The sequence below is a fragment of the Oleomonas cavernae genome (genome assembly GCF_003590945.1).
GTDB classification, from domain to species: domain Bacteria; phylum Pseudomonadota; class Alphaproteobacteria; order Zavarziniales; family Zavarziniaceae; genus Zavarzinia; species Zavarzinia cavernae.
Genome location: NZ_QYUK01000011.1, coordinates 2,965,242 through 2,989,953 on the forward strand (window position 1 = coordinate 2,965,242; position 24,712 = coordinate 2,989,953).

Genomic DNA, 24,712 nt, shown 5'->3' on the forward strand with positions numbered 1-24,712 from the left:
GGTCAAACCCCGTGCCCGCGCTTCAAATAGTCGTCGGACTGCATCTCGTTGAGGCGGCTCACCGTGCGCTTGAACTCGAAGGCACCGTCGCCGGTGGGATAGAGCGCCTCCGCCGGGGCGGCGGCCGAGCAGATCAGCTTGGCCTGGGCCTCGTAGAGGGCGTCGATCAGGATGACGAAACGCTTGGCCTCGTTGCGGTTTTCCGGGCCGAGCAGGGGAATTTCGTCCAGTACCAGGGTATGGAACTGGCGGGCCAGGGCCAGGTAGTCGGCCGGTCCCAGGGCGGCGCGGCACAGGTCGGCGAAACTGGCCCGGGCGACGCCGTAGGCCGCGTGCGGGATGGTGACCTGGCGCCCCAGCACCTCCAAGGTGAAGTCCGGCGCCTCGGACCCCCGCGTCAGGTCGCCGAAGGCCTCGTCCAGGGCCTGCGTCGCCGTCGGCCCCAGGGGCGAGAAATAGACGGTGTGCCCGGCCAGCCGCTCCATCCGCCAGTCCCGCGCCCCGTCGAGATGGAGGACATCGAGGGTTTCCTCCAGGGTCTTGATGAAGGGCAGGAAGAGCTGGCGGTTGAGCCCGCCTTCATAGAGTTCGCGCGGTGCCCGGTTAGAGGTCGCCACGACCACCACATTCTCGGCCCACAGCGCCGTGAACAGCCGGCCCAGGATCATGGCGTCGGCCACGTCGGTCACCTGGAATTCGTCGAAGCACAGCAGCCGCGCGCCCGCCGCGATGTCGCCGGCCACCACCGGGATCGGGTCGTCGCCGCCCCGCCTGGCCCGTTCTTCCTCGGACAATTGGCGATGGGCGAAGATGGCGGCGTGCACTTCCTGCATGAAGGCATGGAAATGGACCCGCCGCTTGGACTCGACCGGGGCGCCGCGGAAGAACAGGTCCATCAGCATGGATTTGCCCCGCCCCACGCCACCGTAGATATAGAGGCCCTGCGGCGGCTCCTCGTGGCTGCGGATGCGCCCGCTCAGCCAGCCGAACAGGCCGCGCGCCGCCCGCGCCGGCGGCGACCACAGGCCCAGGCGCTGATGCAGGATTTCGAGCTTTTCGATGGCGAGGCGCTGGGCCGGATCGGATAAGACCGCGCCCCTGGCGACCAGATCGGCATAGGCGTCGAGCGGACCGGTCATGCCGTCATCCCGCGGTTCCCCGTGCCCGTCGCCATGCCCACCATCCAACCCTCACAAAGTGGAGATTGGATAGCCGGCTATGGCGCGTTGCACAAGAACGGCGGTACCGTCGGGATGACCCTTTGCGATCAGTCAGTCGGCAGCAGCGGCGAGGACGGCTGTCACCTCGACAGCCACCACCTCGACAGGCACCACCTCGGCCACCGGCACGTCGGCCTTGGGCGCCGGGAAGGCGATGACATAAGCGCCGCCGTCGGTGGCGACGTATTGGAGTTGCATGGGCGGGGTCACGGTCTGGTCGGTTGGGTCGGACATGGTAATCGTCTCCTCAACTTCACCCTCGGCCGGGACGCTACCAGCGTCCGGGTTCCGCGGCCACTCAAATTATTGCGCTGCGGCACCCCCAGCCGCTCAGGCCGGCGGCGGATCGCGCCGCTCGCCCCGCTCATAGGCCAGGTTGTCTGGCGCGGTGGTGCCGCCCGAGAGGATGAACTGCATGGCGTCGTTGGCGCTCCAGTCCAGCCACACCAGCCTGTCGGTCGGCACCAGTTCCATATAGCCGGAGGTCGGGTTAGGCGCCGTGGGAACATAGACGGCGGCGATCTCGCGCCCGCTGTCGGTCGCGATGAAGGTCTTGGTGACGAAGCCGATGGCCTTCATGTCGGGCGACGGGAATTCGATCAGCACCACCCGCTGCTGGCCCGCCGGGGCGGTCTGGAACGAGGCGATCAGCTTGCGCACCGCGCCATAGACCGACTCGACAAAGGGGATGCGCGCCATCAGGCGGTCGAAATAGCTCCACAGCCGGCGTCCGATCACGGCCGTGGTCAGGGCCCCCAGGATGTAGAGGGCGACCAGGGTGACGACGGCGGCCAGGGCGCTCTGGAACCAGGGCTGCAACAGGAACTGGGCGATCCCCGGGGCATCCGGGTTGATCGCCTGGGCCAGGCCCGCCACCACCGGCCGGCCCGCCGCGACCAGGAAATCGAACAGCAGGCTGACCACCCACAGGGTCAGCAGCAGCGGCAGACTGGCCAGCAGACCGGCGACGATGTTACGACGTATGCGTTCCATGGTTGCTGATTTTACCCCAGGCGCGGAGACAGGCACGCATTATGGCCCTCAAGTGCGGCATCATTCCAGTCACCCCCTTTGCCCAGAACTGTTCGCTGATCTGGTGCGACGAGACCATGAAGGGCGCCGCGGTCGACCCCGGCGGCGATCTCGACAAGATCCGCGCCGGGATCGCCCAGACCGGCGTCACCCTGGAAAAAGTCCTGCTGACCCATGGCCACCTGGACCATGCCTCGGCCGCGGGCGAACTGGCGGCGGAAGCCGGCGTGCCGATCGAGGGGCCTCACGAGGAGGATCATTTCCTGATCCATACGCTGGGCCAGCAGGGCCAGGCCTATGGCTTTCCGCGCTATCCCGATTTCACCCCGACCCGCTGGCTGAACGGCGGCGATACCGTAACCCTGGGCAAGCTGACCCTCGAGGTGCGCCACTGCCCGGGCCATACGCCGGGACATATCGTGTTCTTCCACGCCCCCTCGAAGCTCGCCATCGTCGGCGACGTGCTGTTCCGCGGCTCGATCGGGCGCACCGACTTCCCACGCGGTGACCACGCCACCCTGATCCGCTCGATCACCCAGGAATTGTGGCCGCTGGGCGCCGACGTCACCTTCATCCCCGGCCACGGCCCGATCTCGACCTTCGGCGAGGAACGGCAGTCGAACCCCTTCGTCGGGGACCGGGCGCTCGCGGCGGGATGAGCTTTTCCCTGCGCCAGATCCAGTATTTCGTGGCGGTGGCCGAGAACGGCTCCGTCAGCCGGGCGGCGCATCAACTCTCGGTCTCGCAATCGACCATCACCGAAGCCGTGCAGGAGCTGGAGCGGGATCTTGGCCTGAAACTGATGGAACGCCAGGCGCGCGGCGTCGCCCTCACCCACAAGGGCCACCATTTCCTGCGCCACGCCACCAAGATCCTGGCGGATGTGGCCGATGCCAGGCGCGCCCTGGCCGAGGATCGCGAGCGGGTGACCGGCGCCATCCATGTCGGCGTCACCTCGCTGGTGGCGGGCTATGTCCTCTCGGACCTGCTGGCGCGCTTCCGCCGGGCCTATCCGGCGGTGGAGGTTTCGGCGGTCGAAGACAACCGGGATTACCTGGAACACCTGCTGGTCAACGGCGAACTGGATGTGGCGGTGGTCGTGGTGGTGGCCGATCGCGGCGACCAGGGCGCCCTGCAGGCCGAGATCCTGGAAGTCTCGCCCTATCGCCTGTGGCTGCCCCTGGGCCACCGCCTGGCCGCCGAGGCCGAGATATCCCTGGCCGAGATCGCCCAGGAACGCCAGGTGGCCCTGTCGATCGACGAGATCGAACAGACGGCGGAGGCCTATTGGCGGCGCCACGGCGGGCGGCCCACGGTCGCCTTCCGCACCCGCTCGGTCGAGGCGGTGCGCAGCCTGGTGGCGACCGGGGCGGGCCTCGCCATCCTGCCCGACCTGCTCTACCGCCCGTGGTCGCTGGAAGGCGACCGCATCGAAGCACGGCCGATCGCCGAAGCCCTGCCCACGGTCCAGGTCGGCATCGTCTGGCGCCGCGGTTCCACCCTGCCCCAGCCCGCCCGCAATTTCATCGAAATCGCCCGCAATCAGCGATTGATGAAAGGGCGTGGGTAACCTCTCTCGTCATCCCCGCGCAGGCGGGGATCCACCGTCGTCCAAGGCTGGGGCAGTAAACCAGTATTCTCTGCCGAACCCGGATTGCCCCTTCAGTGGATCCCCGCCTTCGCGGGGATGACGAATTGGGACGGAGATGACAGAGTTGGCTTAATCCGGCAGCACCGCGACGGTGGCGCTGTCGCTCCAGCCGATTGTGATCGTCGCACCTTCCGCCGGTAGCGCGTCGATCGCCTCCATCGCCAGGTTCACGGCCAGACGCATGCCGCTGCCGGTGACCACGGTCAATTCGGCATGGGTGCCCAGAAAGATTGCGGCTTCGACCGTCGCGGCCCAGGCATTGTCGCCGGGCACGGCGGTCACCCGGGTCTGTTGCGGGCGCAGGGCCAGCAGCACCGGATCCCCCTGCACCAGCGGGCGGTCGCCGACGCGGTGACGGATCGCGCCGTCGGGCGTGTCGATCAGGGCGATGCCGCGGTCCAGCGCCGAAACCGTGCCGTCGATGAAATTGCTCTTGCCCAGGAAGTCGGCGACGAAGCGGCTTTCGGGACGGTCGTAGAGGTCGCGCGGGGCGCCGACCTGGACGATGCGCCCGGCGCGCATGATGGCGATCCGGTCGGACATCGCCATCGCCTCCTCCTGGTCGTGGGTGACGTTGACGAAGGTGGTGCCCAGGCGCTTGTGCAACTGCCGCAGTTCGAGCTGCAATTCGTGGCGCAGCTTCTTGTCGAGCGCGCCCATGGGCTCGTCCAGCAGCAGGACCTGGGGCCGGAACACCAGGGCGCGGGCCAGCGCCACGCGCTGCTGCTGCCCGCCCGAGAGCTGCCTGGGACTGCGCTTCGCCAGCGGTTCGAGGCGCACCAGCGACAGGGCATCGGCCACGCGGGCCTCGATCTCGTCGCGGGGCAGCCCGCGCACGCGCAGGGGATAGGCGATGTTGTCGGCAACATTCATGTGCGGGAACAGGGCGTAACCCTGGAAGACCACGCCGAAATTGCGCTTTTCCGGCTGCAAGGCCGCAATCGAGCGGCCGTCGACGAAGATGTCGCCATGGCTGGGCGCCACGAACCCGGCCAGCGCCATCAACAGCGTGCTCTTGCCCGAGCCGGACGGCCCCAGCAGGGTGAGGAATTCGCCCGGCGCCACGGTCAGGTCGATATCATCGAGCGCCTTGAAGTCGCCGTAGAACTTGGACAGGCCGTAGAGCCGCACCTCCTGGCCCGCGGCGCCGACCACGGCGGCGGCCTCGCTGTGTCCCACACCAATGCTGCCGGCGACGGTGACATCCGCCATCATGCCTCCTTCAGCCGCAAGAGGCCGCGGATGAGATAGATCAGGGCGACGAGAACCGTCACCGCGATGAGAATGGTCGAGACCGCCGCCACCGCCGGATCGATATTGTCGCGGATGTCGGACCAGATCTTGCGCGGCAGGGTATAGACGCTGCGCGACGACACGAACAGGGTTACGATGATCTCGTCCCACGAGATCACGAAGGCGAACAGGGCGCCGGTGAACAGGCCGGGCCTGATATTGGGCAGGACCACGTCGCGCGAGGCGCGCAAGGCGCCCGCGCCCAGGCTGCGCGCCGCCTGGGCGATGCGCGGGTCGAGGCCCTCGAGCGAGGCGCTCACCGTCATGAAGACGAAGGGCAGGCCCAAGATGGCATGCGAGAGGATGACACCGAACATGGTGTCGAACAGGCCCAAGGTCACCCAGGTGCGCGACAGGGCGAGCGCGGTCACCACCGGCGGCACGATCATGGGCATCAGGGCCAGCACGCCGATCACCCGCGCGGCCCGCCCGCCCAGGTGCCACAAGCCGATGGCGGCAGAAGCCCCCACCAGGGTGGCGATGATCGTCGCGCCCACGCCGACCATGGCGCTGTCGCCCAGGGCCGAGAGCCAAGCCTCGTTGGTGAACACCGTCTCGTAATGGCGCAGCGAATAGACGCCGTCGGGCATCGAGAGATAGCGCTCGGGCGAGAGCGACAGCGGCACCGAGATGAACATCGGCGCCAGCAGGAAGCCGCAGATGATCCAGGCCACCGTCAGGGTCAGGAGCCGCGCGGCCGAAAAGCGCCGCTCCATCAGCCCAGGCCCTTCTTCAGGCCGACGGTGCGCGCCATGATCCCGATCAGTGCCAGGGTCAGCAGCAGCAGGACCACCGACTGCGCGGCGCCGAAGCCCCAGCGCACGGTCTGCAGGATGGCGACGGAAACCGATTCCGCCAGCATCACCACGCGCCCGCCGCCCAGGATCGCCGGCGTCACATAAAAGCCCAGCGCAAAGACGAAGACGATGACCGTCGCGGCAAAAGCCCCGGGCAGGGTCAGCGGCAGATAGACCCGCAGGAAGGTGGTCGACGCCCCGGCCCCTAAGCTGCGCGAGGCGGCCAACACGCGGGGATCGATGCCCTTCATCACGGCAAAGATCGGCAGCACCGCATAGGGGATCAGATAGTGGACCATGCCGATGATCACGCCCAACTCGTTGCGCACCAGGGGCAGCGGTTCATCGGTAATGCCGACCGCCATCAACCACTGGTTCACCAGGCCCTGGTCGCGCAACAAGATGAGCCAGGAGAAGGCGCGCACCAGCACGGAAATCCACAAGGGCACCAATACGGCGACCAGCAGCAGCTTCTGGTGCCGCTCGCCCGCATTGGCCATGGCATAGGCGACGACGAAGCCCAGGCCCACCGCGAAGACCGTGGTGATCGCGCAGATGCGCAAGGTCGTCAGCAGCACGCGCACCGGCCCGGCCGCGGTCGCCAGGCGCTCGTAGTTGCCGAACCCGAGGTCGGGATCGGTCACACTGAGCAACAGGACATTGCCCAGCGGCAGCAGGTAGAGGAAGACCACGATCAGCAGGATGGGGGCGACGAACCACCAATAGGGATCGAGGCGGCCGCGCGCATCGCGCGCCGCCACCTCGAACCGTCGAACGGTGCTGACCTCAGCCGGCAATCGCGTCGAGCCAGGTGCCCAGGGCCGCGTCGTAATTCTCGGCGTACCACTGCTCGTTGCGGATGATGCCGGCATCGAGGTTCGAGGTCGGGTTCAGGCGCTTCTGCGCCTCGGACAACAGGGCCAGGGCCTTGGGGTTGGCCGGGCCGTTGCCCATGAGGTCGAGCAGCTTGACCTGCTTCACCGGATCCTGGGTCGAGGCGATGAAGGCCATCGCGTCCTTCAGCTTCTTGCCGCCCTTGGGCAGCACCCAGGCGCCGGCGGTGGCGATCTGGCCGTTCCAGGTCCAGGTCACGCGACCCTTGGTGTCGCGTTCCAGCACGCTCGACCGGGTGCTCCAGATATTGCCCATGACCACTTCGCCGTCGAGGAAGAGCTGCTGCGACGAGGCGCCGCTTTCCCACAGGACGAGGCTGTCGCCCAGCGACTTCACCATGTCGACGACCAGCTTCATGTCGATGGGATAGATCTCGTCGGGCTTCTTGCCGGCGGCCATCATGCAGGCCTCGGGCATGCCCAAAAACCATTTCCACATGGTGCGCTTGCCGGGGAATTTCTTCAGGTCGAAGAAATCGGCCCAGGAGGTCGGTGCTTCAGGCACCTTGGTCTTGTCATAGGCGATGACGTTGGAATAGACGTAGTTGCCGACGGCCAGATCCCATTGGTTCCACGGGAACAGGGCGGTTTTGTCGACCACCGTATAGTCGATCGGCTCGCAATAATTGGGGCCCAGTTGCAGGCCATAGAAGCCGTCGCCGTCGGAGACGTCCCAGATGACGTTCTTCTCGTCGACCATCTTCTTGATGTTGCCGGGCAAGGGGCCTGCGCCGTCGATCGCGACCTTGGTGCCGGTCGCCTTGGTGAAGGGCTGACACCAGGCTTCGTCATAGGCCTTGATGGCATCGCCGCCGAAATTCGAGATGGTGATCTCGCCGGCCGCGGCCTGTGCCGGGCGGCCGCCCAGGCTGGCCCCGGCGACACCGACGCCCAGCATGGCGCAGATGCCCAGAAAGTCCCGGCGGCTGACGGCGCCCTTGGCATAAAGCTCGCGCGCGATCGCGAGGCTGTCCTCGCGATGAAGTTTCTGATCCATGCCGGTCTCCACCGATCCCCATGAGATAGCTGGGCTGGGTTGCTGGGCTGCCCAACGATAAGGCATGATCAGGCTAATGCACATTTTGTGCGCTGCACGATGATGAAATCCAAACCTTCAGTTAAGCAGCGGCAAAACTAACGGCAGGTGGCGTCGAACTGCGGGATCGAATGGTCGGGGCGGTCTGTTGGCCGGCCGCCGCGCATCAAGCGGCCGTGGGCGTCGGACGGCGGCGGCAGGGAACGGGAAACGGTCAGCAGCAGGCTGGCCACCAGCGGACTGGCATAGGAGGTACCGCTGATATGCTCGACCGTGCCGTCGGCCGCGCTGATGGCGAGGCCGGCCCCCGGCGCCGCCACCCCCGGTGCCGCCAACGGGGCCGATTGCGGCCACAAGCGGCCCAGGCGATCGACGGCGGCAACCCCGACCACGCCGGGATAGGACGCCGGATAGGCGGGCGCGGCAGCGGGGCCGCCGTTACCGGCGGCCGCAACCAGGCGCAGGCCCGCGGCAGAGGCGCGCCTGACCACTTCCCGCAACAGGGGGTATCGGGTCCGGCGAGGCTGATATTCACCACCGCCACTTTTTCGGAAACCATCCAATCCAGGGCGGCGGCAATCGCGGTCGCCGAGGCCATCGCCCGGCCGTCGATCGATTGCACTGCCGCCGCATAGAACACCTCAGCCTTCGGGACCAGCCCGGCCATGACCGGCCCCTGTCCGGCCATCAGGCTGGCCACGATGGTGCCATGACGCGACTCCGCCGGGCTGCCGTCGAGGTCGGCCGCCCCGTAGGACTGGATCACGGCCCCGAGCAGCGTTGGCGCCCCGAGATCGATCGGTGTGTCGATCACGCCGATCCGCAGGCCCGCCGCGCAATCCCCGGCGGCGGCGCTCCAGCCCATCAGGCGGGCCGGCCACAGGAACTCGCCCGACAGCGGGGCCGGCGGCTCGGCACTGCTCGCTCCCTCGAGGCCGTAGAGCCCGTTGAGACCGACCTCGCTGCGCGGCAGGGCGGCCCGAATGGCGGCGATCGCCTCGTCCATGTCCCGGGGCGGCAGAACCCGGACACGGATCACGGTGAGGCCCAGGGCCGCGAGGCGCCGTTCACGGATGATGGGATAGCCAAGGGCGCGCAAGGCCGGATAGTCAATGTCCGGCGCGGTGATCACGACCTCGCCCGCGACCGAGCGGTCGCGCCCGCCCCCGGCGCCATCGGCGCCACTGTCGCCGCCGCCGTTGTCGTCGCTGCCGCTGTCGTCGCTGCCGCTATCGTCACTGCCGCTGCCGCTATTGCTGCTGCCGCCGTCGTCCCCGCCCGAACCCGATCCGCCGCCGCCGTCCGAGCCATGGCCGCTCGAATCGCCGCCGCCTTTGGCCCAGGCGGGCGCGACCGCCCCGCCAAGCAGGCACAACACGGCGAGCAATCGGCAAAGACGCCCCGTCACGGCCCGACCAGAACGGTCTCGAGAGTGCCGTCGATCGACCGGCAGACCACCGCGCGCGTCGCCCGATCGGTCGAGACCATCAGGCGGCAGGCGCCGGGCAGCGCCGCGGCAGCCTGGGCGGCCAGCACCTCGCCGTCGGGCAGGGTCAGGCGTTCGGGCACCCCGGCCGCCGTCGCCTCGCTGCCCGCCGGGGCGTAGGCCGGCGCCGACGGCCCGCGCTCCAGGGCGAAGGAGATGGCGACCGCCGTCACGGCCAGCGCCGCCGCCGCGGCCATCCAGCGGGTGGCCGGCATCGGCGGGCGGCGGATCCGTGCGGCCAGGGCGATCGGCACCGGCTCGGGCGGGGCCGCGTCGCGGGCGATGGCCAGCACCGCCGCCGAGGCGACGAAGGCATCGAAGCGTGCCTTGACCTCGGCATCGAAGCTCAAGGCGGCAGCAACGGCATGCTGCTGGCCGGCGGCCAGCGCGCCGTCGGCCATAATCATCAAGGTTACGTCGTCGATCTTTTCCAGGGTGGTCACGTCCGGCCCTCCATCTGCAATGTCCTGGCCAGGGCCAGGCGGGCCCGGGCGAGGCGCGAGCGTACCGTGCCGGCGGCAACGCCCAGGATCTTCGCAACCTCGTCATGATCGAGGTCTTCGATGGCACAAAGCAGGATCACTTCACGATGATCATCGGTCAGGCCGTCGATCGCGCGCCAGATGTCGATGGCACTAGGCGCGTCGTGCGGTGCCGTGGCCGCCGCATCGGCGCGATCGAACAGTGCCGCCCCGGTCTCGGCATTGCGTTGCACCCGCTGGCCACGGCGCAGCACATCGATCCAGGTGTTGCGGACCACCGTATAGCACCAGGCCGGCCCGATGCTGACCGACAGATTGGTATCGACATGGCGCAGCATACGCTCGCAAGCCTCCTGCAATAGGTCGTCACCGCGATCGTCCGAGCGTGCCAGGCGGCGGGCGAACCGCCGCAGGCTTGGCAACAGATCGAGCAATATTTTCCGGCCGCTTCCCGTCCGCACCATCAGCACCCAAACCCGCCTTTGCCAGTGATAACGTCGCTCCCGGGCGGCGCGTCCCTGTTCAGAAAAAAATATTTCGGCCGCCCGGGGCGGAGCAGCGGCGCGCCGGTCGTCGTCTCAGGAGGTGTGGTGGATGACCACGCGCACCAACCGGAGACTTCCGATGACTTCATTACTCAAACTGGCCGGCGGCGTCACCGCCGCCCTGATCATCACCGCCGCGCCGATCGGCTTCAGCCTGCAGCATGGCTTTACCGGTCTCGCAAAGGCCGAAGCCCGCGAGAGCGGTAGCGGCGGCCATGGCGGCCATGGTGGCGACAGTGGCCGCGGCGGCGACGATCACGGCGGCAGAAGCACCGGCCACGGCGGTGATGATGGCGCCGGCGACGACCATGGCGGCACGAGTGCCGGCCACGGCAGCGACGACGGGGCCGGCGACGACCACGGCGGCGATGATGCCGGCGGCCTTGCAGGCGATGACGACGGGACCGCGGATCAAGGCGCCGGCGATGCGCCCGGGACCGTACCTTCGGGCGGCGGCGATGACGACGGCACGCCCGATCAGGGGCCTGGCGAGGCCAGCTGAACGGGCACGCCGGTCCCAACCGCGGCCCGTCTCGACGGGCCGCGGCCGGCGGGGCATGCTGGCGCTCGATAGGCTGGCGCCCCGGTGGGCACCGGCCGCCATCGGTCGGAGGCGAACCTGAGCAAGCGTATCGACGGCCCGCGGGCGGCCCAGGTGTTTCGCGGCGCCGTCTCGGACGGGGACCTGCGCCTGCTGCGGGTGTTCAAGACCGTGGTCGACCATGGCGGCTTCTCGGCCGCGGAGGTCGCGCTGAACAAGTCGAAATCGGCCATCAGCCTGGACATGTCGCACCTGGAGCAGCGCATGGGCACCAAACTGTGCGTCCGCGGCCGGGCCGGCTTCAAGCTGACCGACGAGGGCCAGATCATCTACCTCGCCGCCCTGCAACTGTTCACCGATGTCGACAAGTTCCGCGACCGGGTGGCCAGTGCCGTGCGCTGGCTGTCGGGCCGGGTGTCGATCCTGCTGGTCGACAATATCGTCTCGGTCGCCGCCGGGCCGATGACCCGCGCCATCGGCGACTTTGCCCGGCGCTACCCCAAGGTCGAGGTGAAGGTCGAGTCCGCCACCCCGAACGGCGTCGAGCAGGGCGTGCTGGAGGGCGAGGCCGACATGGGCATATCCGTCGTCCCGCGCGAAGTCTCGTCGCTGGAAATGATCCCGCTGTTTCGCGAGGAACTGCGCCTCTACTGCGGGCGCAATCACGAACTGGCCAGCCACAACTTGGGCACCGTCGCGCCCGACCTGGTGAAGCAGCACCGCCTGGTCATGCCCGGGGTGACCGAGGATCCGGGCTTCGGCGCCCTGGTCGCCGGCTTTCCCACCGGGGCCCGGGCCAGCAACATCGACAGCCGCATCCTGCTGGTGCTGAGCGGCGCCTTCCTGGGCTTCCTGCCGCCCCATTACGCCGCCCCGTGGCTGGAGAGCGGCGAGCTGATCGAGATCCTGCCCCACCATTTCACGACGCAGAACACCTTCTACGTCCTGTTCAAGAAATCGAGCCGCCACAGCGCGGCGGCGCAGACCTTCCTGAGCATCGTCCTGGACAGTTTCGAAAAGGCCAAGCAGATGAAGGTGAGCCGGCTGGGCCAACTCGCCTGATACCGCTGGGCCTGCCAGCTTGCGATCTCTGTCGTCATCCCGGCGAAGGCCGGGATCCATTGTGACATCGCGCGCTGGCCCAGAATGGATCCCGGCCTTCGCCGGGATGACGGATAGGGAGTAAGGCGACCCGCCTATAGCGCCGCGGCGATGTCGTCCAGGATGGCGCGGGCTTTGTCGGCCGGCTTGTCGCTGCGCAGGATGTCGCGGCCGACCACCACATGGTCGGCGCCGGCGCGGATCGCCTCGCCCGCGGTCATCACCCGCTTCTGGTCGTCCTTGGGGCTGTCGGCCGAGCGGATGCCGGGGGTCACGATGCGGAAATCGGGGCCGAGCAAGGCGCGCAGGCGGGCCGCCTCGAAACCGGAGGCGATGACGCCGTCGGCGCCCGCTTCCTTGGCCTTGCGCGCGCGATATTCGACCAGGTCGGCCAGCGGCATGGTGAAGCCCATGTCGGTCAGGTCGTTCTGGTCGATCGAGGTCAGCACCGTCACCGCCAGGATCAGCGGCTTGCGGGCATGGGCCTGGCTGCGGGCGGCGACAGCGGCGCGCACGATCGGGGCATCGCCGGTCACGGTCAGGAATTCCGCCCCCGTGCGGGCGATATTGGCGGTGGCGTTGCCCACCGTCGCGGCGATATCGGCCAGCTTGGCGTCGAGGAAGACCTTCTTGCCCAGCCGGAAGAATTCATCGATCAGGCCAAGTCCGCCACCGAAGACCTGCTGCAACCCGATCTTGTAGAACGAGACCGTGTCGCCCAGGGCCGCGACGATGTTGCGCGCGTCGATCATGTTGGGCACGTCGAGCGCCACGATCAGGCGATCGCGCAACGGCACGTCAAGGCGCCTGGACGACATGTCGGGGCTCACACGTTCAAGAGCAGATGCTCGCGTTCCCATGCGGATATCACCTGTTGGTAGGCGTCGTGCTCGGCCTGCTTGACTTCCATCAAGAGGGTGACGAATTCCTCGCCCAGCACTTCGCTCAAATCGTCGGAACCCTTCAGCTTGTTCAGGGCGTCGGGCAGGTAGCGCGGTAAAGCAAACTTCAGGCGATACGCACTATTGGTGATCGGGTCGGTCGGTTCAAGCTCGTTGACCATGCCGATATAGCCGCAGGCCAGTGACGCCGCGATGACAAGATAGGGATTGGCATCGGCCCCGGGCACCCGGTTCTCGACCCGGCGGCCGTCCGGCGCGCTTTCGGGCACGCGCAGGCCGGTGGTGCGGTTCTCGCGCCCCCAGTGGAGGTTGATCGGCGCCGACATGAAGCGGGTCAGCCGGCGATAGGAATTCACGTTCGGCGCGATCAGCGGCATGGCCGCCGACAGGTGCTTCTGCAGGCCGGCGATATGGGCATGGAACAGCGGCGTGTCGTTGCCCTCGGCGTCCGAGAACAGGTTGCGCCCGGTCTTGATATCCACCACCGACTGGTGGATGTGCATGGCGCTGCCCGGTTCCTGGGAATAGGGCTTGGCCATGAAGGTGGCATAGACGCCGTGCTTCATCGCGGCCTGGCGCACCGTGCGCTTGAACATGAAGGCCTGGTCGGCCATCGACATGGGGTCGGCATGGTTGAAGTTGATCTCGCACTGGGCGCGACCGGCCTCGTGGATCAGGGTGTCGACATCCAATTCCTGCGCCTCGCAGAAGCGGTAGACATCCTCGAAGATCGGATCGAACTCGTTGACCGCATCGATGCCGTAGGACTGGCTGCCGGTCTCGGCCCGGCCCGAGCGGCCGATCGGCGGCTGCAGCGGATAGTCGGGGTCGACATTCTTGGCGCAGAGATAAAATTCTAGCTCCGGCGCCACGATCGCGCGCCAGCCCTTGGCGGCGTAGAGGTCGATCACCCGGCGCAGCACCTGGCGCGGCGCGATCGACACCGGCCGGCCGTCGCGATAGACACAGTCGTTGATCACCTGGGCGGTGGGATCCTCGTACCAGGGCACCACGCACAGCGTGTCGGGGTCCGGGCGCAGGATGACGTCGGGCTCGGTCGGGTCGGTAACTTCGGAATCGATGAATTCGCCCGTCACCGTCTGCGAGAAGATCGATTCCGGCAGGCGCAGGGAATTGTCGGTCTGGCTCTTCAGGAATTTCGAGGTCGGCAGGATCTTGCCGCGGGCGACCCCCGAAATATCGGGCACCAGGCATTCCACCTCGGTGGTGCGCCGTTCGGACAGCCAGCTTTCAAGCCGCGACATGACCTCTCCCTTTACCTGCTGAAGCCGCCCCGGCCCGCCTGGCCGCGGCATGACTGCGGGCCGCGTCGCCAAAGGCCTGGAACAGGCGCATCGACACCGGATTTTCGCTCGCCCGCCATTCGGGATGCCATTGTACCGCGAGGACGAGGCCCGGCGCATCCACAACCGTCACCGCCTCGATCTGGCCGTCCGGTGCCACCGCCTCGATGCGCAGGCCAGGGGCCAGCCGGTCGATGCCCTGGGCATGAATGGAATTGACCGTGATCTCGGGCACCCCGACCAGGCCCTCGAACACCCCGCCCGGCGTCAGCCTGACCGGGTGGGCCGGGCCGTACTTGACCGGGATCGGCTGGTCCTCGGGCGCCCGGTGATCCAGGCGGCCATCGATTTCGTGGACATTCTGGAACAGCGTGCCGCCCAGGGTCACATTCAGCTCCTGGAAGCCGCGGCAGATCGCGAACACCGGCACGCCCCGCGCGACGGCACGGGCGATCAGCGGCAGGGTGGTGGCATCGCGCTGCTCGTCATGCAGGGTGCCGGGCTGGCTGGCCTCGCCGCCATAGCGGCCGGGGTGCACATTCGACGGGCTGCCGGTGACGAGCAGGCCGTCGAGCGCATCGAGCAGGGCATCGGGGTCAAGCGGCGTGGGCAGGCTGGGGATCACCAGCGGCAGGCCGCCGGCCCCGTCGACCACCGCGGCGATGTATTTCTCGCCCACGATATTGAAGGGATGACCCTCGATCGTGCGGGCGCAGGCCGGGATGCCGATAAGGGGAAGTTCGCTGGTCGCCATGCCCAACGGCTAGCACGGCCCTCGAGGCGGCGGCAAGCGCCGCGCGGCGCCCGACCGGCGGCTCAGCGCTCGTGACGCAGGCCCGTCGTCCCCGGCGGATCGTTGAACACGAACAGGGCCGAGCTGAAGTCGCCGCCCTGCTTGATGTCTTCCAGCGTCACCACGGTATTGATGCCCTGGGCGTCGAGAACCTGCCACTGGCGGAACTCGAAGGGGTTTTCCGTGAAGATCAGGGTCAGTTGGCCGTCGTCGCGATGCTCGGGCGCCACCATGGTGACGCCGAAGGCTTGGCTGTCCCGCGTCACCTCGGTCACTTCCAGCCCGTCGGTCAGGCTGATCCTGTCGCGCACCAGCACGCCGATGGGCGTGCGGCCCAGGGGGTAGCGGTCGACCTGCTTGATTTCCTTGTCGTAGACGCACAGCCAGGTGCCGTCGGCCACGATCAGCAGGGGCACGGGCGGGTCGTATTCGAAGCGCAGGCGGCCCGGCCTGCTCATGTAAAGCTTGCCCTGGGCCATGCCGCCGGTCGAGTCGACCTGGGTGAAGCGGGCCTCCATGGTGCGAATGCCGTTGAACAGGCCTTCCACCCGGGCGATGTCGGCCTTGTCCTTGTCGTTGAGCGTGGCGGCGGCGAAGGCCGGGCGGATCAGCGGCAGGGCGGCGAGGCCCAGGCCAAGACCCAGCAGGCCGCGGCGCGAGATGGAAGATCGGGGGAAACGGTAGAGCGTGGACATGGGCGCAACTTGGGTGAGCATGGTGGCCAAAGCAAGGCCGAAGCCTCATCCCCAAGAAACACCTCCGGGACAGCCCCGTTCCGGACATGGCCGGGGCGCGGTGCCGCACCTTGGCACTGCCGCTCCCCGCCTTGTGCCCAAAACCTCGTCATCCCGGCCTTGAGCCGGGATCTCATGACAGGTAAGCGGCGGAAACACTGGCCGAAAGATCCCGGATCTGCGCTACGCTTCGTCCGGGATGACGCCGCAACGAGGTCAGGCAGCGGCAAAGCCGACCTTGCCGATGGTGGCGATCAGGTCGCTGAAGCGTTCGCCCTGGATCACCACGTGGCCGCGGGCGAGGCGTTCGGCGGCGTCCGTATCCTGGGCCTTGAGCGCGGCGACGATGCCCTCGTGCTCGGCCAGCGAGGTGCCCAGGCGGTTGCGCACGCGCAGTTGCAGGCGGCGATAGGGCTTCAGGCGACGGTTCATCGCCATGCACTGCTCGATCAGGAAGCCATTGTGACTGGCGTTGTAGAGCGCGAAGTGGAAGCGCTCGTTTTCGTAATAGTAGCCGTCGTGATCGGTGGCGGCCGCCGCATGGCGGCAGGCCTCCAGCGCTTCATCGAGCGCCGCGATGTCGGCCGCGGTGATCCGGCGCGCCGCCAGGCGGCCGGCCATGCCTTCCAGTTCGCCCATCACCTCGAACATTTCGACCAGCCGGTCGAGGCCCACCTCGGCGACGATCGCGCCGCGCCGGGGACGGATCTCGACCAGGCCCGAATTCGCCAGTTGCATCAGCGCTTCGCGGATCGGCGTGCGCGAAACGCCGTAGCGTTCGGCCAGCACCGTCTCGTCCAGCCGTGTGCCCGGCAGCAGCGCACCGGAGACGATTTCGTTCTCGATTGCATCACGGAGCCGGGTGCCGGTGCTGATCGAGCTGTCGGCCTGTGTGTTCATAATTTCCATTCTTGTATACAATACTATTGACTGTGTCGACGAATTGGCATTTTCATGATGCACGGAGAGAAACAAACCGACAAGCGGCGTCATGCAACGGCAGGCGTTCGCGCCGGTCCTGGGAGGGAAAAACAATGTCCGTGACTCGTCGCCTGATCCTGCGCACCGCTGCAGCACTGCCCCTCGTCGCCGCCGGCGCGCGTTTTGCGCCCGCCCGGGCCGCGACCACCCTGAAGATCTCGCACCAGTTCCCCGGGGGCACGATCGACGAGGGCGATTTCCGCGACCGGCTCTGCCGCAAGTTCGCCGCCTCGGTCACCGCCGCCACCAATGGCGAACTCGATTTCCAGATCTATCCCGGCTCGTCGCTGATGAAGACGAACGCCCAGTTCTCGGCCCTGCGCAAGGGTGCCTTGGACCTCAGCCTCTACCCGATCTCCTATGCCGGGGGCGAGGTGAAGGAGCTGAACATCGGCCTGATGCCGGCACTGGTCTCGTCCTACGACCAGGCGGTGCGCTGGAAGAAGGCGGCGATCGGCCAGGCCTTCACCAAGATCCTGGAGGAGAAGGGCGTCGTCATCGTCGCCTGGGTCTGGCAGGCGGGCGGCATCGCCAGCCGCACCGGCGCCGTGGTCAACCCCGCCGACGCCGCCGGCCTGAAGATCCGCGGCGGCTCGCGCGAGATGGACCTGATGCTGAAGGAGGCCGGCGCCGCCGTCGTCACCATGCCGTCCAACGAACTCTACATCGCCATGCAGACCGGGGCGGTGGACGCGGCCATGACCTCGTCGACCAGCCTGATCTCGTTCCGGCTGGAGGAACTGGCCAAGAACCTGACCACGGGCCGCGACCGCGCCTTCTGGTTCATGCTGGAACCCTTGATCATGTCCAAGGCGATCTTCGACGCCCTGCCCCAGAACCAGCGTGACGCGATCATGAAGGCCGGCGAGGAGGCCGAGACTTTCGGCCAGGAACAGGCCAAGAAGGACGATGCGGCCGTGGCCGAGATCTTCGGCAAGGCGGGGGCGGGCATTCACGACATCGACAGTGCCGCGCTGGAGAAATGGAAGGCGATCGCCGCTGCCAGCGCCTGGAAGGATTACGCCGACAAGGGCGAGAGCTGTGCCGAACTGCTGAAGCTGGCGGAGGCCGTGTGATGTCCCACGGCTTCGAACTGGCCAAGGTCGAGCCGGAACGCCTGGACGCGGCCGCCTTCCCGGTGGCCGCCGCCTTCGACCACGCGCTGAAACTGGTGAACAAGGTGGTCTACGTCGTCTCGTCGCTGGCGATCGTGGCGGCCTCGCTGATCCTGACCTCGTCGGTGATCGTGCGCTATGTGTTCCACGCGCCGACCGACTGGCAGGACGAAGCCTCGGTCTTCCTGCTGGTCGGCGCCATCTTCATGTCGGCGGCGGGCGTCCAGGCCGTGCGCGGCCATGTCGCCATCGATCTGTTCGCCAACCGGTTGGGGCTGGTCGGCGAACGGATCCGCCGGGTGATCATCGACGTGGCCTCGCTGGCCTTCTGCGCCTTCTTTGCCTGGAAGAGCTGGATGCTGTGCCACGAGGCCTGGGTCGACGACCAGGTGACCTCGTCGACCTGGGGCCCACCCCTGTGGATCCCCTATGCGGTGATGAGCATCGGCATGACCCTGCTGTGCCTCCAGATCACCTTGCAGGTCTTCACCGCGAAAGCCCATGGGGGAAAACGGTCATGAGCGAAGCAGCCATCGGCATTCTCTATGGCGGCGCGACCCTCGTCGCCTTCCTCTCGGGCCTGCCCATCGCCTTTGCCCTGGGCGTCGTGGCGATCGCCTTCATGGCCGTTTTTATGCCCACGGCCTCGCTCGACATGGTGACGCAGAACGTCTACGAGGAAATGTCCTCGATCATCCTGCTGACCATCCCGCTGTTCATCCTCAAGGGGGCCGCGATCGGCAAGTCCAAGGCCGGCCTCGACCTCTATTCGGCCCTGCATGCCTGGATGCACAAGATCCCGGGCGGCCTTGCCATCGCCAATGTCTTTGCCTGCGCGGTCTTTGCCGCCATGGCCGGCTCGTCGCCCGCGACCTGCGCCGCCATCGGTTCCGCCGGCATCCCCGAGATGCGCCGGCGCGGCTATTCTGGCTCGTTTGCCGCGGGCGTGATCGCCGCCGGCGGCACCCTCGGCATCCTGCTGCCGCCCTCGGTCACCATGATCTTGTTCGCCGTGGCGGCCGAGCAGTCGCTGGGCCGGCTGTTCCTCGCGGGGATCGGGCCGGGCCTGTTGCTGGTCTCCATGTTCGCGGTCTATGCCGCCTGGCGCTTCCGCCGGGAATATGCCCAGGCGAAGAAGGTCTACCAGGGTGGCGGGCCGGCCTCGCCGCTGCTGGCCGAGGATAGCTACAGCCTGCGCGACAAGATGTCGGCCCTGCCGCGGGTGCTGCCCTTCGTGGTGCTGCTGACCGGCGTCATGATCGCGCTCTATGGCGGCTTTGCCACGCCGTCGGAAACCGCGGGCCTGGGCGCCATCCTGGCCCTGGTGCTGATCGCCATCGTCTATGGCGCCTGGCGGTTGAAGGACCTGGAGCCGATCTTCACGGCCACGCTCAAAGAGTCGACCATGCTGATGCTGATCGTCGGCATGTCGCTGCTCTATGCCTATGTCATGAGCTATCTGCACATCAGCCAGAGCGCCGCCCAGGGGATCGTGGCGATGGAATTGCCGCGCTGGGGCCTGCTGGCGGTGATCCTGGTCTTCGTCGTCGTCCTGGGCTTCTTCCTGCCGCCGGTGTCGATCATCCTGATGACCGCGCCGATCATCCTGCCGCCGCTGAAGGCCGCCGGCTTCGACCTGGTGTGGTTCGGCGTGGTCATGACCATCGTCATGGAGATGGGCTTGATCCACCCGCCCGTCGGCCTCAACATCTTCGTGATCAGGAACATCGCACCGGACATTCCCTTGCGCGACGTGATCTGGGGCACGATTCCCTTTGTCGGGCTGATGCTGTTCGCCACCGTGCTCTTGTGCTTCGTCCCCGGGATCGCCACGTGGTTGCCTGATCATTTGATGGGAACCGTGCCATGAGTTCATCGGGCTTTTTCAGCGGGCTGATGCAGACGATCTCGACCCGCAGCCGGGCGATGTTCGCGCGCAAGGATCCGCTGGCCCTGACCGCCGACGTGCGGCCCGACTTTGCCGTGCTGTTCGAGGCGCTGCTGTCGGGCCGGGGCGAGGCCTCGGGGGTGGCCCGGGCGCGTGAGATCCTGGACCTGTGGCAGGCGGTGGACGACGTGCAGAAGCGCGACTTCCTGTGCCTGCTGGCGCGGGATTTCGGCCCGCCACTGGACCGGCTGGAGGCGGCGATCGATGCCTATCGCGCCGAACCCGGCCCGGCCACTTTGGGCAATCTGCACAAGGTCTCGGAGCCACGGCGGCAGGAGTTGCTGCGCCGCCTGAACCTGGCGCCGGGCGGCATCATCACCCTGGTCGCCATGCGCGAATTCCTGCTGCAGGCCAAGCGCGACGAGCCCATCCTCGACGCCCTCGACGATGATTTCGAACATCTGTTCTCGAGCTGGTTCAACCGCGGCTTCCTGGTCCTGCAGCGCATCGACTGGTCGACCCCGGCCAATGTGCTGGAGCGCATCATCCGCTACGAGGCGGTGCACCAGATCCATGGCTGGGACGAGTTGCGCCGTCGCCTCGCCCCGCCCGACCGCCGGCTCTATGCCTTCTTTCACCCGCAACTGATCGAAGACCCGCTGATCTTCGTCGAGGTCGCGCTGGCACAGGACATTCCGGCAACCATCCAGGGGGTGCTGGCCGAACAGCGCGACCAGGTCGACCCCGCCCGGGCGACCACCGCGGTGTTCTATTCGATCTCGAACACCCAGGTCGGCCTCAAGGGCATCTCCTTCGGCAATTTCCTGATCAAGCAGGTGGTCGAGGAACTGCGCCGCGAACTGCCGACCGTCACCACCTTCGTTACCCTGTCGCCGGTGCCGGGCTTTGCCCGCTGGCTGGCCGAGATCCGCAGCGACGACACCGAGCGTTCGGCCTTCCTGTCCTGGTCCGAGCGCGAAGCCCTGCAGGCCCTGGACCGGCCGGACTGGACCTTGTCGCCCGCCACCAGCGAGGTGGTGAACAGCGTGCTGGCCCGGGCGGCCGCCCATTTCATGCTGAAGGCCCGCGACCGCAACGGCCGTGTGATCGACCCGGTTGCCCGCTTCCACCTGGGCAATGGCGCGCGGCTGGAGCGTGTCAACCCGCTGGGCGACCGTTCGATGAACGGCATGCGCCAGTCCCACGGGCTGATGGTCAACTATCTCTACGACCTGGCCGACATCGAGAAGAACCATGAAGCGCTGGCGACCCGGGGCGAGATCGTCGCCTCGCCCGCCGTGCATGCCTTGTTGCAGCGTCCCGAGGACCCGGAAGCGGCCGTGCGGCGGCACACCCCGCGCCTGCGCCTGGGCAATCTTTCCCGTTCGAGGCGCGAGTCGCGCGCCACAGAGGCCAAGTCATGAGCAACCATCTGTTCGATGCGATCCGCCACCGCCTCCCCGCCGCGGACAAGGTCTTCATCGAGGCGGGCGCCCGCCCGGCCGTGACCTATGGCGAGGTGGTCGGCCGGTCCGCCGCCCTCGCGCATGCGCTGGTGGAGCTGGGCGTGCTCCCGGGCGACCGGGTGGCGGTGCAGGTCGAGAAGAGCGTCGATGCGATCATGCTGTACCTGGCCTGTGTCCGCGCCGGGGCGGTGTTCCTGCCGCTCAACACGGCCTATACTTTGAACGAACTGGAATATTTCATTGGCGATGCGCAGCCTCGCCTGGTGGTGGTGACACCCGATCGCGCCGATACCATCGCCCCGCTGGCACAGCGCCTGGGCGCCCGATGCGAAACGCTGGGCACGGCGGGCGACGGCAGCCTGCTCGAGAAGGCGGGTGCGGCAACGGGCGATTTCAGCGATGTCGCGCGCGGTCCCGACGACCTCGCCGCCATCCTCTATACCTCGGGCACCACCGGCCGCTCCAAGGGCGCCATGCTGTCCCACGACAACCTGGCCTCCAACGCCCTGACGTTGGCCGACTATTGGCGCTTCACCGCGCAAGACGTGCTGATCCATGCCCTGCCGATCTTCCACACCCACGGCCTGTTCGTGGCGACCAACGTGGTGCTGCTGACCGGCGCCTCGATGTTCTTCCTGGCGAAATTCGATCCCGACGAGATCTTCCGCCTGATGCCGCGGGCAACCTGCATGATGGGCGTGCCGACCTTCTACGTCCGCCTGGTCGGCCATCCCGGCCTGACCCAGGCGGCGACCGCGCACATGCGCCTGTTCGTCTCCGGCTCCGCGCCCCTGCTGGCGGAGACCCACCGTGCCTTCTTCGAGAAGACCGGCCACGCCATTCTGGAACGCTACGGCATGACCGAGACCAACATGAACACCTCGAACCCGTATGGCGGCGACCGGGTGCCCGGTACCGTCGGCTTCCCCCTGCCCGGCGTTTCCTTGCGCATCGCCGATCCCGAGACCGGTGCCCCTCTGGCCCAGGGCGAGATCGGCATGATCGAGGTCAAGGGCCCCAATGTCTTCAAGGGTTACTGGCGCATGCCCGAGAAGACCGCGGCCGAATTCCGCCCCGACGGCTTCTTCATCACCGGCGACTTGGGCAAGATCGACACCCGCGGCTATGTCCACATCGTCGGCCGGGGCAAGGACCTGGTGATCTCGGGCGGTTACAACGTCTACCCCAAGGAAGTGGAAGGCGAGATCGACCGCCTGAAAGGCGTGACCGAAAGCGCCGTGATCGGCCTGCCCCACCCGGATTTCGGCGAAGGCGTCACCGCGGTCATCGTGAAGAGCGGCGAGGCGCCGATCGACGAGAAGGCGGTGCTGGGCGCGCTCGACGGCCGCCTGGCCAAGTTCAAGCAGCCCAAGGCGGTGATCTTCGTCGAGGAATTGCCCCGCAACACCATGGGCAAGGTCCAGAAGAACGTCCTGCGCGACACCTACAAGGATATGTTCGCCCCAAAGAACCGCGCCAGTGCCTAGCGGGCCGGGTCAGGTGCCTGCCTGGCCGCCTCCCTCTCAGCGCGCCGGGCCGCCCGCTCCTGCTCGAAGGCGGCACGCTTCTGCGCCCGCCGGGCGTCGATGGTGGCCCAGTTTTCCTCCAGCATCCGCCGTTTCAGGTCCTTGCGTTCCTTCGGGTCGGGGCCTAGGCCCGCCTCGGGATCCGGCGCCGACGGGGGATAGCAGAACTCCCTGCCGGTAGCGGTCGGCGATCCCGCCCGCTGGCCCTCGTCGATCTTCAAATCGACCAGGATCCGATAGGCGGGGCCTGCCGCGGGGGCTCCGTCCGCCGCCGGCCGGGACTGGTCGGCGGTTTCCTTCACCGACAGCGCCCAGCCGCCCAGCCCGGACACCGCCTGGATCCTCGGCGCGGGCAGGGGACGCGGCGACAGAAGCCAGATCATCTGCGACCGGTAGAAACGCAGGCGCAGGGCGACGGCAAGCCCCGCCGCCTCGAAGATCGCTTCCATCTGCCCGGCGGAATAGGTGTTGAGCCAATGCGCGGTCGGCATCGATCCGTCGTCGGTCCGGCCTTCCGCGATGTTGTAGGTGCAGACGACCCGCTTGCCCGCCTGCGCGCACTGGGCCAGCACCGCACCGGGGTCGTGCAGATACTCGAACACGCCCAGCAGGAACACGAAATCGACCTCGGCCAGCCAATCGGCGCCGAGCGCCGACCGATTGAGATCGATAATGCGCGTGCGCCCGTCGCGGGCGCCGATATCCACCGGCACGTAGTGCGACGGCTGAGCCGCCGCCTCCAGGTACATGGCGCCGCAGCCGATATCCATGATGCGTGATGCGACAGGTGCCAGCCGGGCAGCGACATCGGCCCGTTCGCGCCACTTGTCGGAATGGAACTCCCAATTGCCGCCCAGCCCTGAGAGGCGAAACTTCTCCCGCTGGCGGCGGCCGCGGCGGCCGTGACGCTTGAGCAGGCCTGCAGCCGGCCGCTGCAGCCACCAGGCATCGCGCCTGGTGCTGCGAATAGGTGTCAGGAGATACAGGCAGGCGTGGTGAACGATGAGCTGCACCTTGACCTCGAAGCCCGCGCCCGCCGCGACGGCCTCGAACCCGTCCATGGTATAGTGCCTGGGCCGGTCCTCCCCCGGCAAGGCGGCCAGTTCCTTGCCGTAGACGACGCAGGCGACCGGCACCCCTGCATCATAGGCTGCGCCGAGCGTGGCCGCGAGATCGATGGTTTCCACGCTGCCGCACAGGGAGACCAGATCCACCCCCGTCGGCAGCCCGCCGCCGGATACCGCCTCGCCCGAAGCGGGATTGGCGCCGATCGCCTCGCAGAGCCCGTCGAACCCGCTGCCCCAATCCAGCAGATTCAGACCTTTCGGCAGCATGAGCGAGAAGTACATGCCGATGCCGGCTTCCAGACAAGCAGAAGGGTCCGACCCTTCGTCAGCCGAAGTCTCCATACCGTTTCCCCCAAGGCTGTCCGATATGGACAGCCACCCTCACGACGGGAATGTTACTTGGGGTTGCGCGGTCGTTACAGCGGGAAATGGGCCGGTTCGCCCTCAATCGGCGTGCCCGCGCCTAGCGCGCCGGCGCCTTCTTCACGTATGTCTGGTCGGCATATTCGGTGAAGGCATCGAAGTGCTCGCGCAGCACGTCGACCTTGCCGTTGATTTCAGCGCGGAAGGCATGAAGCTCCTCTCGCAAATCGCCAAGCTCACCGCGCAGTTCACCGACTTCGCCCTTGATCTCGGCGCGGAAGGCATAGAGTTCCTCCCGCAGCGCACGGTTGTCGGCCTTCGCTTCGGCCCGCGCATCGGCGATCGCCTCGCGCATCTCGCCACGCGAGGGCTTTTCGGCGAGTTCGGTGCGAATGGCGAGAAGCTCATCGAGGATGCGATTGAGGATCGGCTGGTCGGTCATGACACGATCATAGCCCAGAAATCCGGGCGAGGTAAAAGCGGAAATGCGCGCCAA

At 67.5% G+C, this 24,712-nt stretch carries 27 protein-coding genes and 1 pseudogene; 10 read left to right on the forward strand and 18 right to left on the reverse strand.

Features of this window, described 5'->3' with window-relative positions:
- Window positions 1–2: 2 nt before the first annotated feature.
- The 3 genes from zapE to D3874_RS18180 form a co-directional block, all read right to left on the reverse strand.
- A complete protein-coding gene (gene zapE, locus D3874_RS18170) occupies window positions 3–1,139 on the reverse strand; it encodes a cell division protein ZapE (protein ID WP_119779356.1) in 1,137 nt (378 codons plus the stop codon).
- 132 nt (window positions 1,140–1,271) lie between these two features.
- A complete protein-coding gene (locus D3874_RS18175; protein WP_119779359.1) occupies window positions 1,272–1,454 on the reverse strand; it encodes a hypothetical protein in 183 nt (60 codons plus the stop codon).
- A gap of 96 nt (window positions 1,455–1,550) precedes the next feature.
- Complete coding sequence (locus D3874_RS18180) at window positions 1,551–2,213, reverse strand: DUF502 domain-containing protein (protein WP_119779361.1); 663 nt, start codon at window positions 2,211–2,213, stop codon at window positions 1,551–1,553.
- A 41-nt stretch (window positions 2,214–2,254) separates the two neighbouring features.
- Here D3874_RS18180 and D3874_RS18185 point away from each other — a divergent pair, with 41 nt between their 5' ends.
- Together D3874_RS18185 and D3874_RS18190 are read left to right on the forward strand one after the other, a co-directional pair.
- Window positions 2,255–2,911, forward strand: a complete 657-nt coding sequence (locus tag D3874_RS18185; protein WP_119779363.1) for an MBL fold metallo-hydrolase — start codon at window positions 2,255–2,257, stop codon at window positions 2,909–2,911.
- The gene (locus D3874_RS18190; protein WP_119779365.1) at window positions 2,908–3,822 is read left to right on the forward strand and encodes a LysR family transcriptional regulator; all 915 of its coding nucleotides are present in this window, start codon (window positions 2,908–2,910) and stop codon (window positions 3,820–3,822) included. Before D3874_RS18185 ends, D3874_RS18190 begins: the two co-directional genes overlap by 4 nt.
- A 150-nt stretch (window positions 3,823–3,972) precedes the next feature.
- Here the strand turns inward: D3874_RS18190 and D3874_RS18195 are convergent, their stop codons facing one another.
- The 8 genes and pseudogenes from D3874_RS18195 to D3874_RS18225 all read right to left on the reverse strand — a co-directional run bounded on the left by D3874_RS18195 (window position 3,973) and on the right by D3874_RS18225 (window position 10,354).
- Window positions 3,973–5,118 carry an ABC transporter ATP-binding protein gene (locus tag D3874_RS18195; protein WP_233560007.1) on the reverse strand — a complete coding sequence of 382 codons (1,146 nt, stop codon included), beginning with the start codon at window positions 5,116–5,118 and terminating at the stop codon, window positions 3,973–3,975.
- Window positions 5,115–5,912: an ABC transporter permease gene (locus D3874_RS18200; RefSeq protein WP_119779367.1), complete on the reverse strand. Its 798-nt coding sequence runs from the start codon at window positions 5,910–5,912 to the stop codon at window positions 5,115–5,117. Before D3874_RS18200 ends, D3874_RS18195 begins: the two co-directional genes overlap by 4 nt.
- Window positions 5,912–6,754, reverse strand: coding sequence for an ABC transporter permease (locus D3874_RS18205; RefSeq protein WP_233560010.1), 843 nt, complete (start codon window positions 6,752–6,754; stop codon window positions 5,912–5,914). The genes D3874_RS18200 and D3874_RS18205 overlap by 1 nt, the downstream gene beginning before the upstream one ends.
- Window positions 6,755–6,779: 25 nt before the next feature.
- Window positions 6,780–7,883: an extracellular solute-binding protein gene (locus D3874_RS18210; protein ID WP_158596092.1), complete on the reverse strand. Its 1,104-nt coding sequence runs from the start codon at window positions 7,881–7,883 to the stop codon at window positions 6,780–6,782.
- 137 nt (window positions 7,884–8,020) lie between these two features.
- Window positions 8,021–8,413, reverse strand: coding sequence for a S8 family serine peptidase (locus D3874_RS32085; RefSeq protein WP_158596093.1), 393 nt, complete (start codon window positions 8,411–8,413; stop codon window positions 8,021–8,023).
- 32 nt (window positions 8,414–8,445) lie between these two features.
- Window positions 8,446–8,928, reverse strand: a pseudogene (locus tag D3874_RS32090) (S8 family serine peptidase); the annotation flags it as partial.
- Between the two features lie 398 nt (window positions 8,929–9,326).
- A complete protein-coding gene (locus D3874_RS18220; RefSeq protein ID WP_119779377.1) occupies window positions 9,327–9,851 on the reverse strand; it encodes an anti-sigma factor in 525 nt (174 codons plus the stop codon).
- Complete coding sequence (locus D3874_RS18225) at window positions 9,848–10,354, reverse strand: RNA polymerase sigma factor (RefSeq protein ID WP_158596094.1); 507 nt, start codon at window positions 10,352–10,354, stop codon at window positions 9,848–9,850. Before D3874_RS18225 ends, D3874_RS18220 begins: the two co-directional genes overlap by 4 nt.
- A gap of 160 nt (window positions 10,355–10,514) precedes the next feature.
- On the opposite strand from D3874_RS18225, the gene D3874_RS18230 reads away from it, so the two are divergent.
- Complete coding sequence (locus tag D3874_RS18230) at window positions 10,515–10,937, forward strand: hypothetical protein (RefSeq protein WP_119779381.1); 423 nt, start codon at window positions 10,515–10,517, stop codon at window positions 10,935–10,937.
- An 84-nt stretch (window positions 10,938–11,021) separates the two neighbouring features.
- Window positions 11,022–12,038: a LysR family transcriptional regulator gene (locus tag D3874_RS18235; RefSeq protein ID WP_119779383.1), complete on the forward strand. Its 1,017-nt coding sequence runs from the start codon at window positions 11,022–11,024 to the stop codon at window positions 12,036–12,038.
- Between the two features lie 134 nt (window positions 12,039–12,172).
- On the opposite strand, the gene pyrF is transcribed toward D3874_RS18235, so the two are convergent.
- The 5 genes from pyrF to D3874_RS18260 all read right to left on the reverse strand — a co-directional run bounded on the left by pyrF (window position 12,173) and on the right by D3874_RS18260 (window position 16,710).
- On the reverse strand, window positions 12,173–12,895 hold the full coding sequence (gene pyrF / locus D3874_RS18240; protein WP_119779386.1) for an orotidine-5'-phosphate decarboxylase: 723 nt from the start codon (window positions 12,893–12,895) through the stop codon (window positions 12,173–12,175).
- An 8-nt stretch (window positions 12,896–12,903) separates the two neighbouring features.
- Window positions 12,904–14,244, reverse strand: coding sequence for a glutamine synthetase family protein (locus tag D3874_RS18245; RefSeq protein WP_119779388.1), 1,341 nt, complete (start codon window positions 14,242–14,244; stop codon window positions 12,904–12,906).
- Window positions 14,231–15,037, reverse strand: a complete 807-nt coding sequence (locus D3874_RS18250; protein WP_119779391.1) for a gamma-glutamyl-gamma-aminobutyrate hydrolase family protein — start codon at window positions 15,035–15,037, stop codon at window positions 14,231–14,233. Before D3874_RS18250 ends, D3874_RS18245 begins: the two co-directional genes overlap by 14 nt.
- Before the next feature lie 62 nt (window positions 15,038–15,099).
- On the reverse strand, window positions 15,100–15,771 hold the full coding sequence (locus tag D3874_RS18255) for a LolA family protein (RefSeq protein WP_158596095.1): 672 nt from the start codon (window positions 15,769–15,771) through the stop codon (window positions 15,100–15,102).
- 255 nt (window positions 15,772–16,026) lie between these two features.
- Window positions 16,027–16,710: a GntR family transcriptional regulator gene (locus D3874_RS18260; RefSeq protein WP_119782369.1), complete on the reverse strand. Its 684-nt coding sequence runs from the start codon at window positions 16,708–16,710 to the stop codon at window positions 16,027–16,029.
- Between D3874_RS18260 and D3874_RS32095 the strand changes: the two genes are divergently transcribed.
- The 6 genes from D3874_RS32095 (at window position 16,703) to D3874_RS18285 (ending at window position 22,747) form a co-directional block, all read left to right on the forward strand.
- Entirely contained in the window at window positions 16,703–16,768 is a 66-nt protein-coding gene (locus tag D3874_RS32095) for a hypothetical protein (protein ID WP_408899995.1), read from the forward strand. The two genes, D3874_RS18260 and D3874_RS32095, sit on opposite strands and share 8 nt — an antisense overlap.
- A gap of 76 nt (window positions 16,769–16,844) precedes the next feature.
- Entirely contained in the window at window positions 16,845–17,867 is a 1,023-nt protein-coding gene (gene dctP, locus D3874_RS18265) for a TRAP transporter substrate-binding protein DctP (protein WP_119779396.1), read from the forward strand.
- Complete coding sequence (locus tag D3874_RS18270; protein WP_119779398.1) at window positions 17,867–18,427, forward strand: TRAP transporter small permease; 561 nt, start codon at window positions 17,867–17,869, stop codon at window positions 18,425–18,427. Before dctP ends, D3874_RS18270 begins: the two co-directional genes overlap by 1 nt.
- Window positions 18,424–19,776, forward strand: coding sequence for a TRAP transporter large permease (locus D3874_RS18275; RefSeq protein ID WP_119779400.1), 1,353 nt, complete (start codon window positions 18,424–18,426; stop codon window positions 19,774–19,776). The genes D3874_RS18270 and D3874_RS18275 overlap by 4 nt, the downstream gene beginning before the upstream one ends.
- On the forward strand, window positions 19,773–21,218 hold the full coding sequence (locus tag D3874_RS18280) for a malonyl-CoA decarboxylase (RefSeq protein ID WP_119779403.1): 1,446 nt from the start codon (window positions 19,773–19,775) through the stop codon (window positions 21,216–21,218). The genes D3874_RS18275 and D3874_RS18280 overlap by 4 nt, the downstream gene beginning before the upstream one ends.
- Window positions 21,215–22,747, forward strand: a complete 1,533-nt coding sequence (locus D3874_RS18285; RefSeq protein ID WP_119779405.1) for a malonate--CoA ligase — start codon at window positions 21,215–21,217, stop codon at window positions 22,745–22,747. Before D3874_RS18280 ends, D3874_RS18285 begins: the two co-directional genes overlap by 4 nt.
- Here the strand turns inward: D3874_RS18285 and D3874_RS18290 are convergent.
- Entirely contained in the window at window positions 22,744–24,195 is a 1,452-nt protein-coding gene (locus D3874_RS18290) for a class I SAM-dependent methyltransferase (protein ID WP_147385716.1), read from the reverse strand. The genes D3874_RS18285 and D3874_RS18290 overlap by 4 nt on opposite strands.
- A 121-nt stretch (window positions 24,196–24,316) precedes the next feature.
- Window positions 24,317–24,712 carry a hypothetical protein gene (locus tag D3874_RS18295; RefSeq protein WP_147385717.1) on the reverse strand — a complete coding sequence of 132 codons (396 nt, stop codon included), beginning with the start codon at window positions 24,710–24,712 and terminating at the stop codon, window positions 24,317–24,319.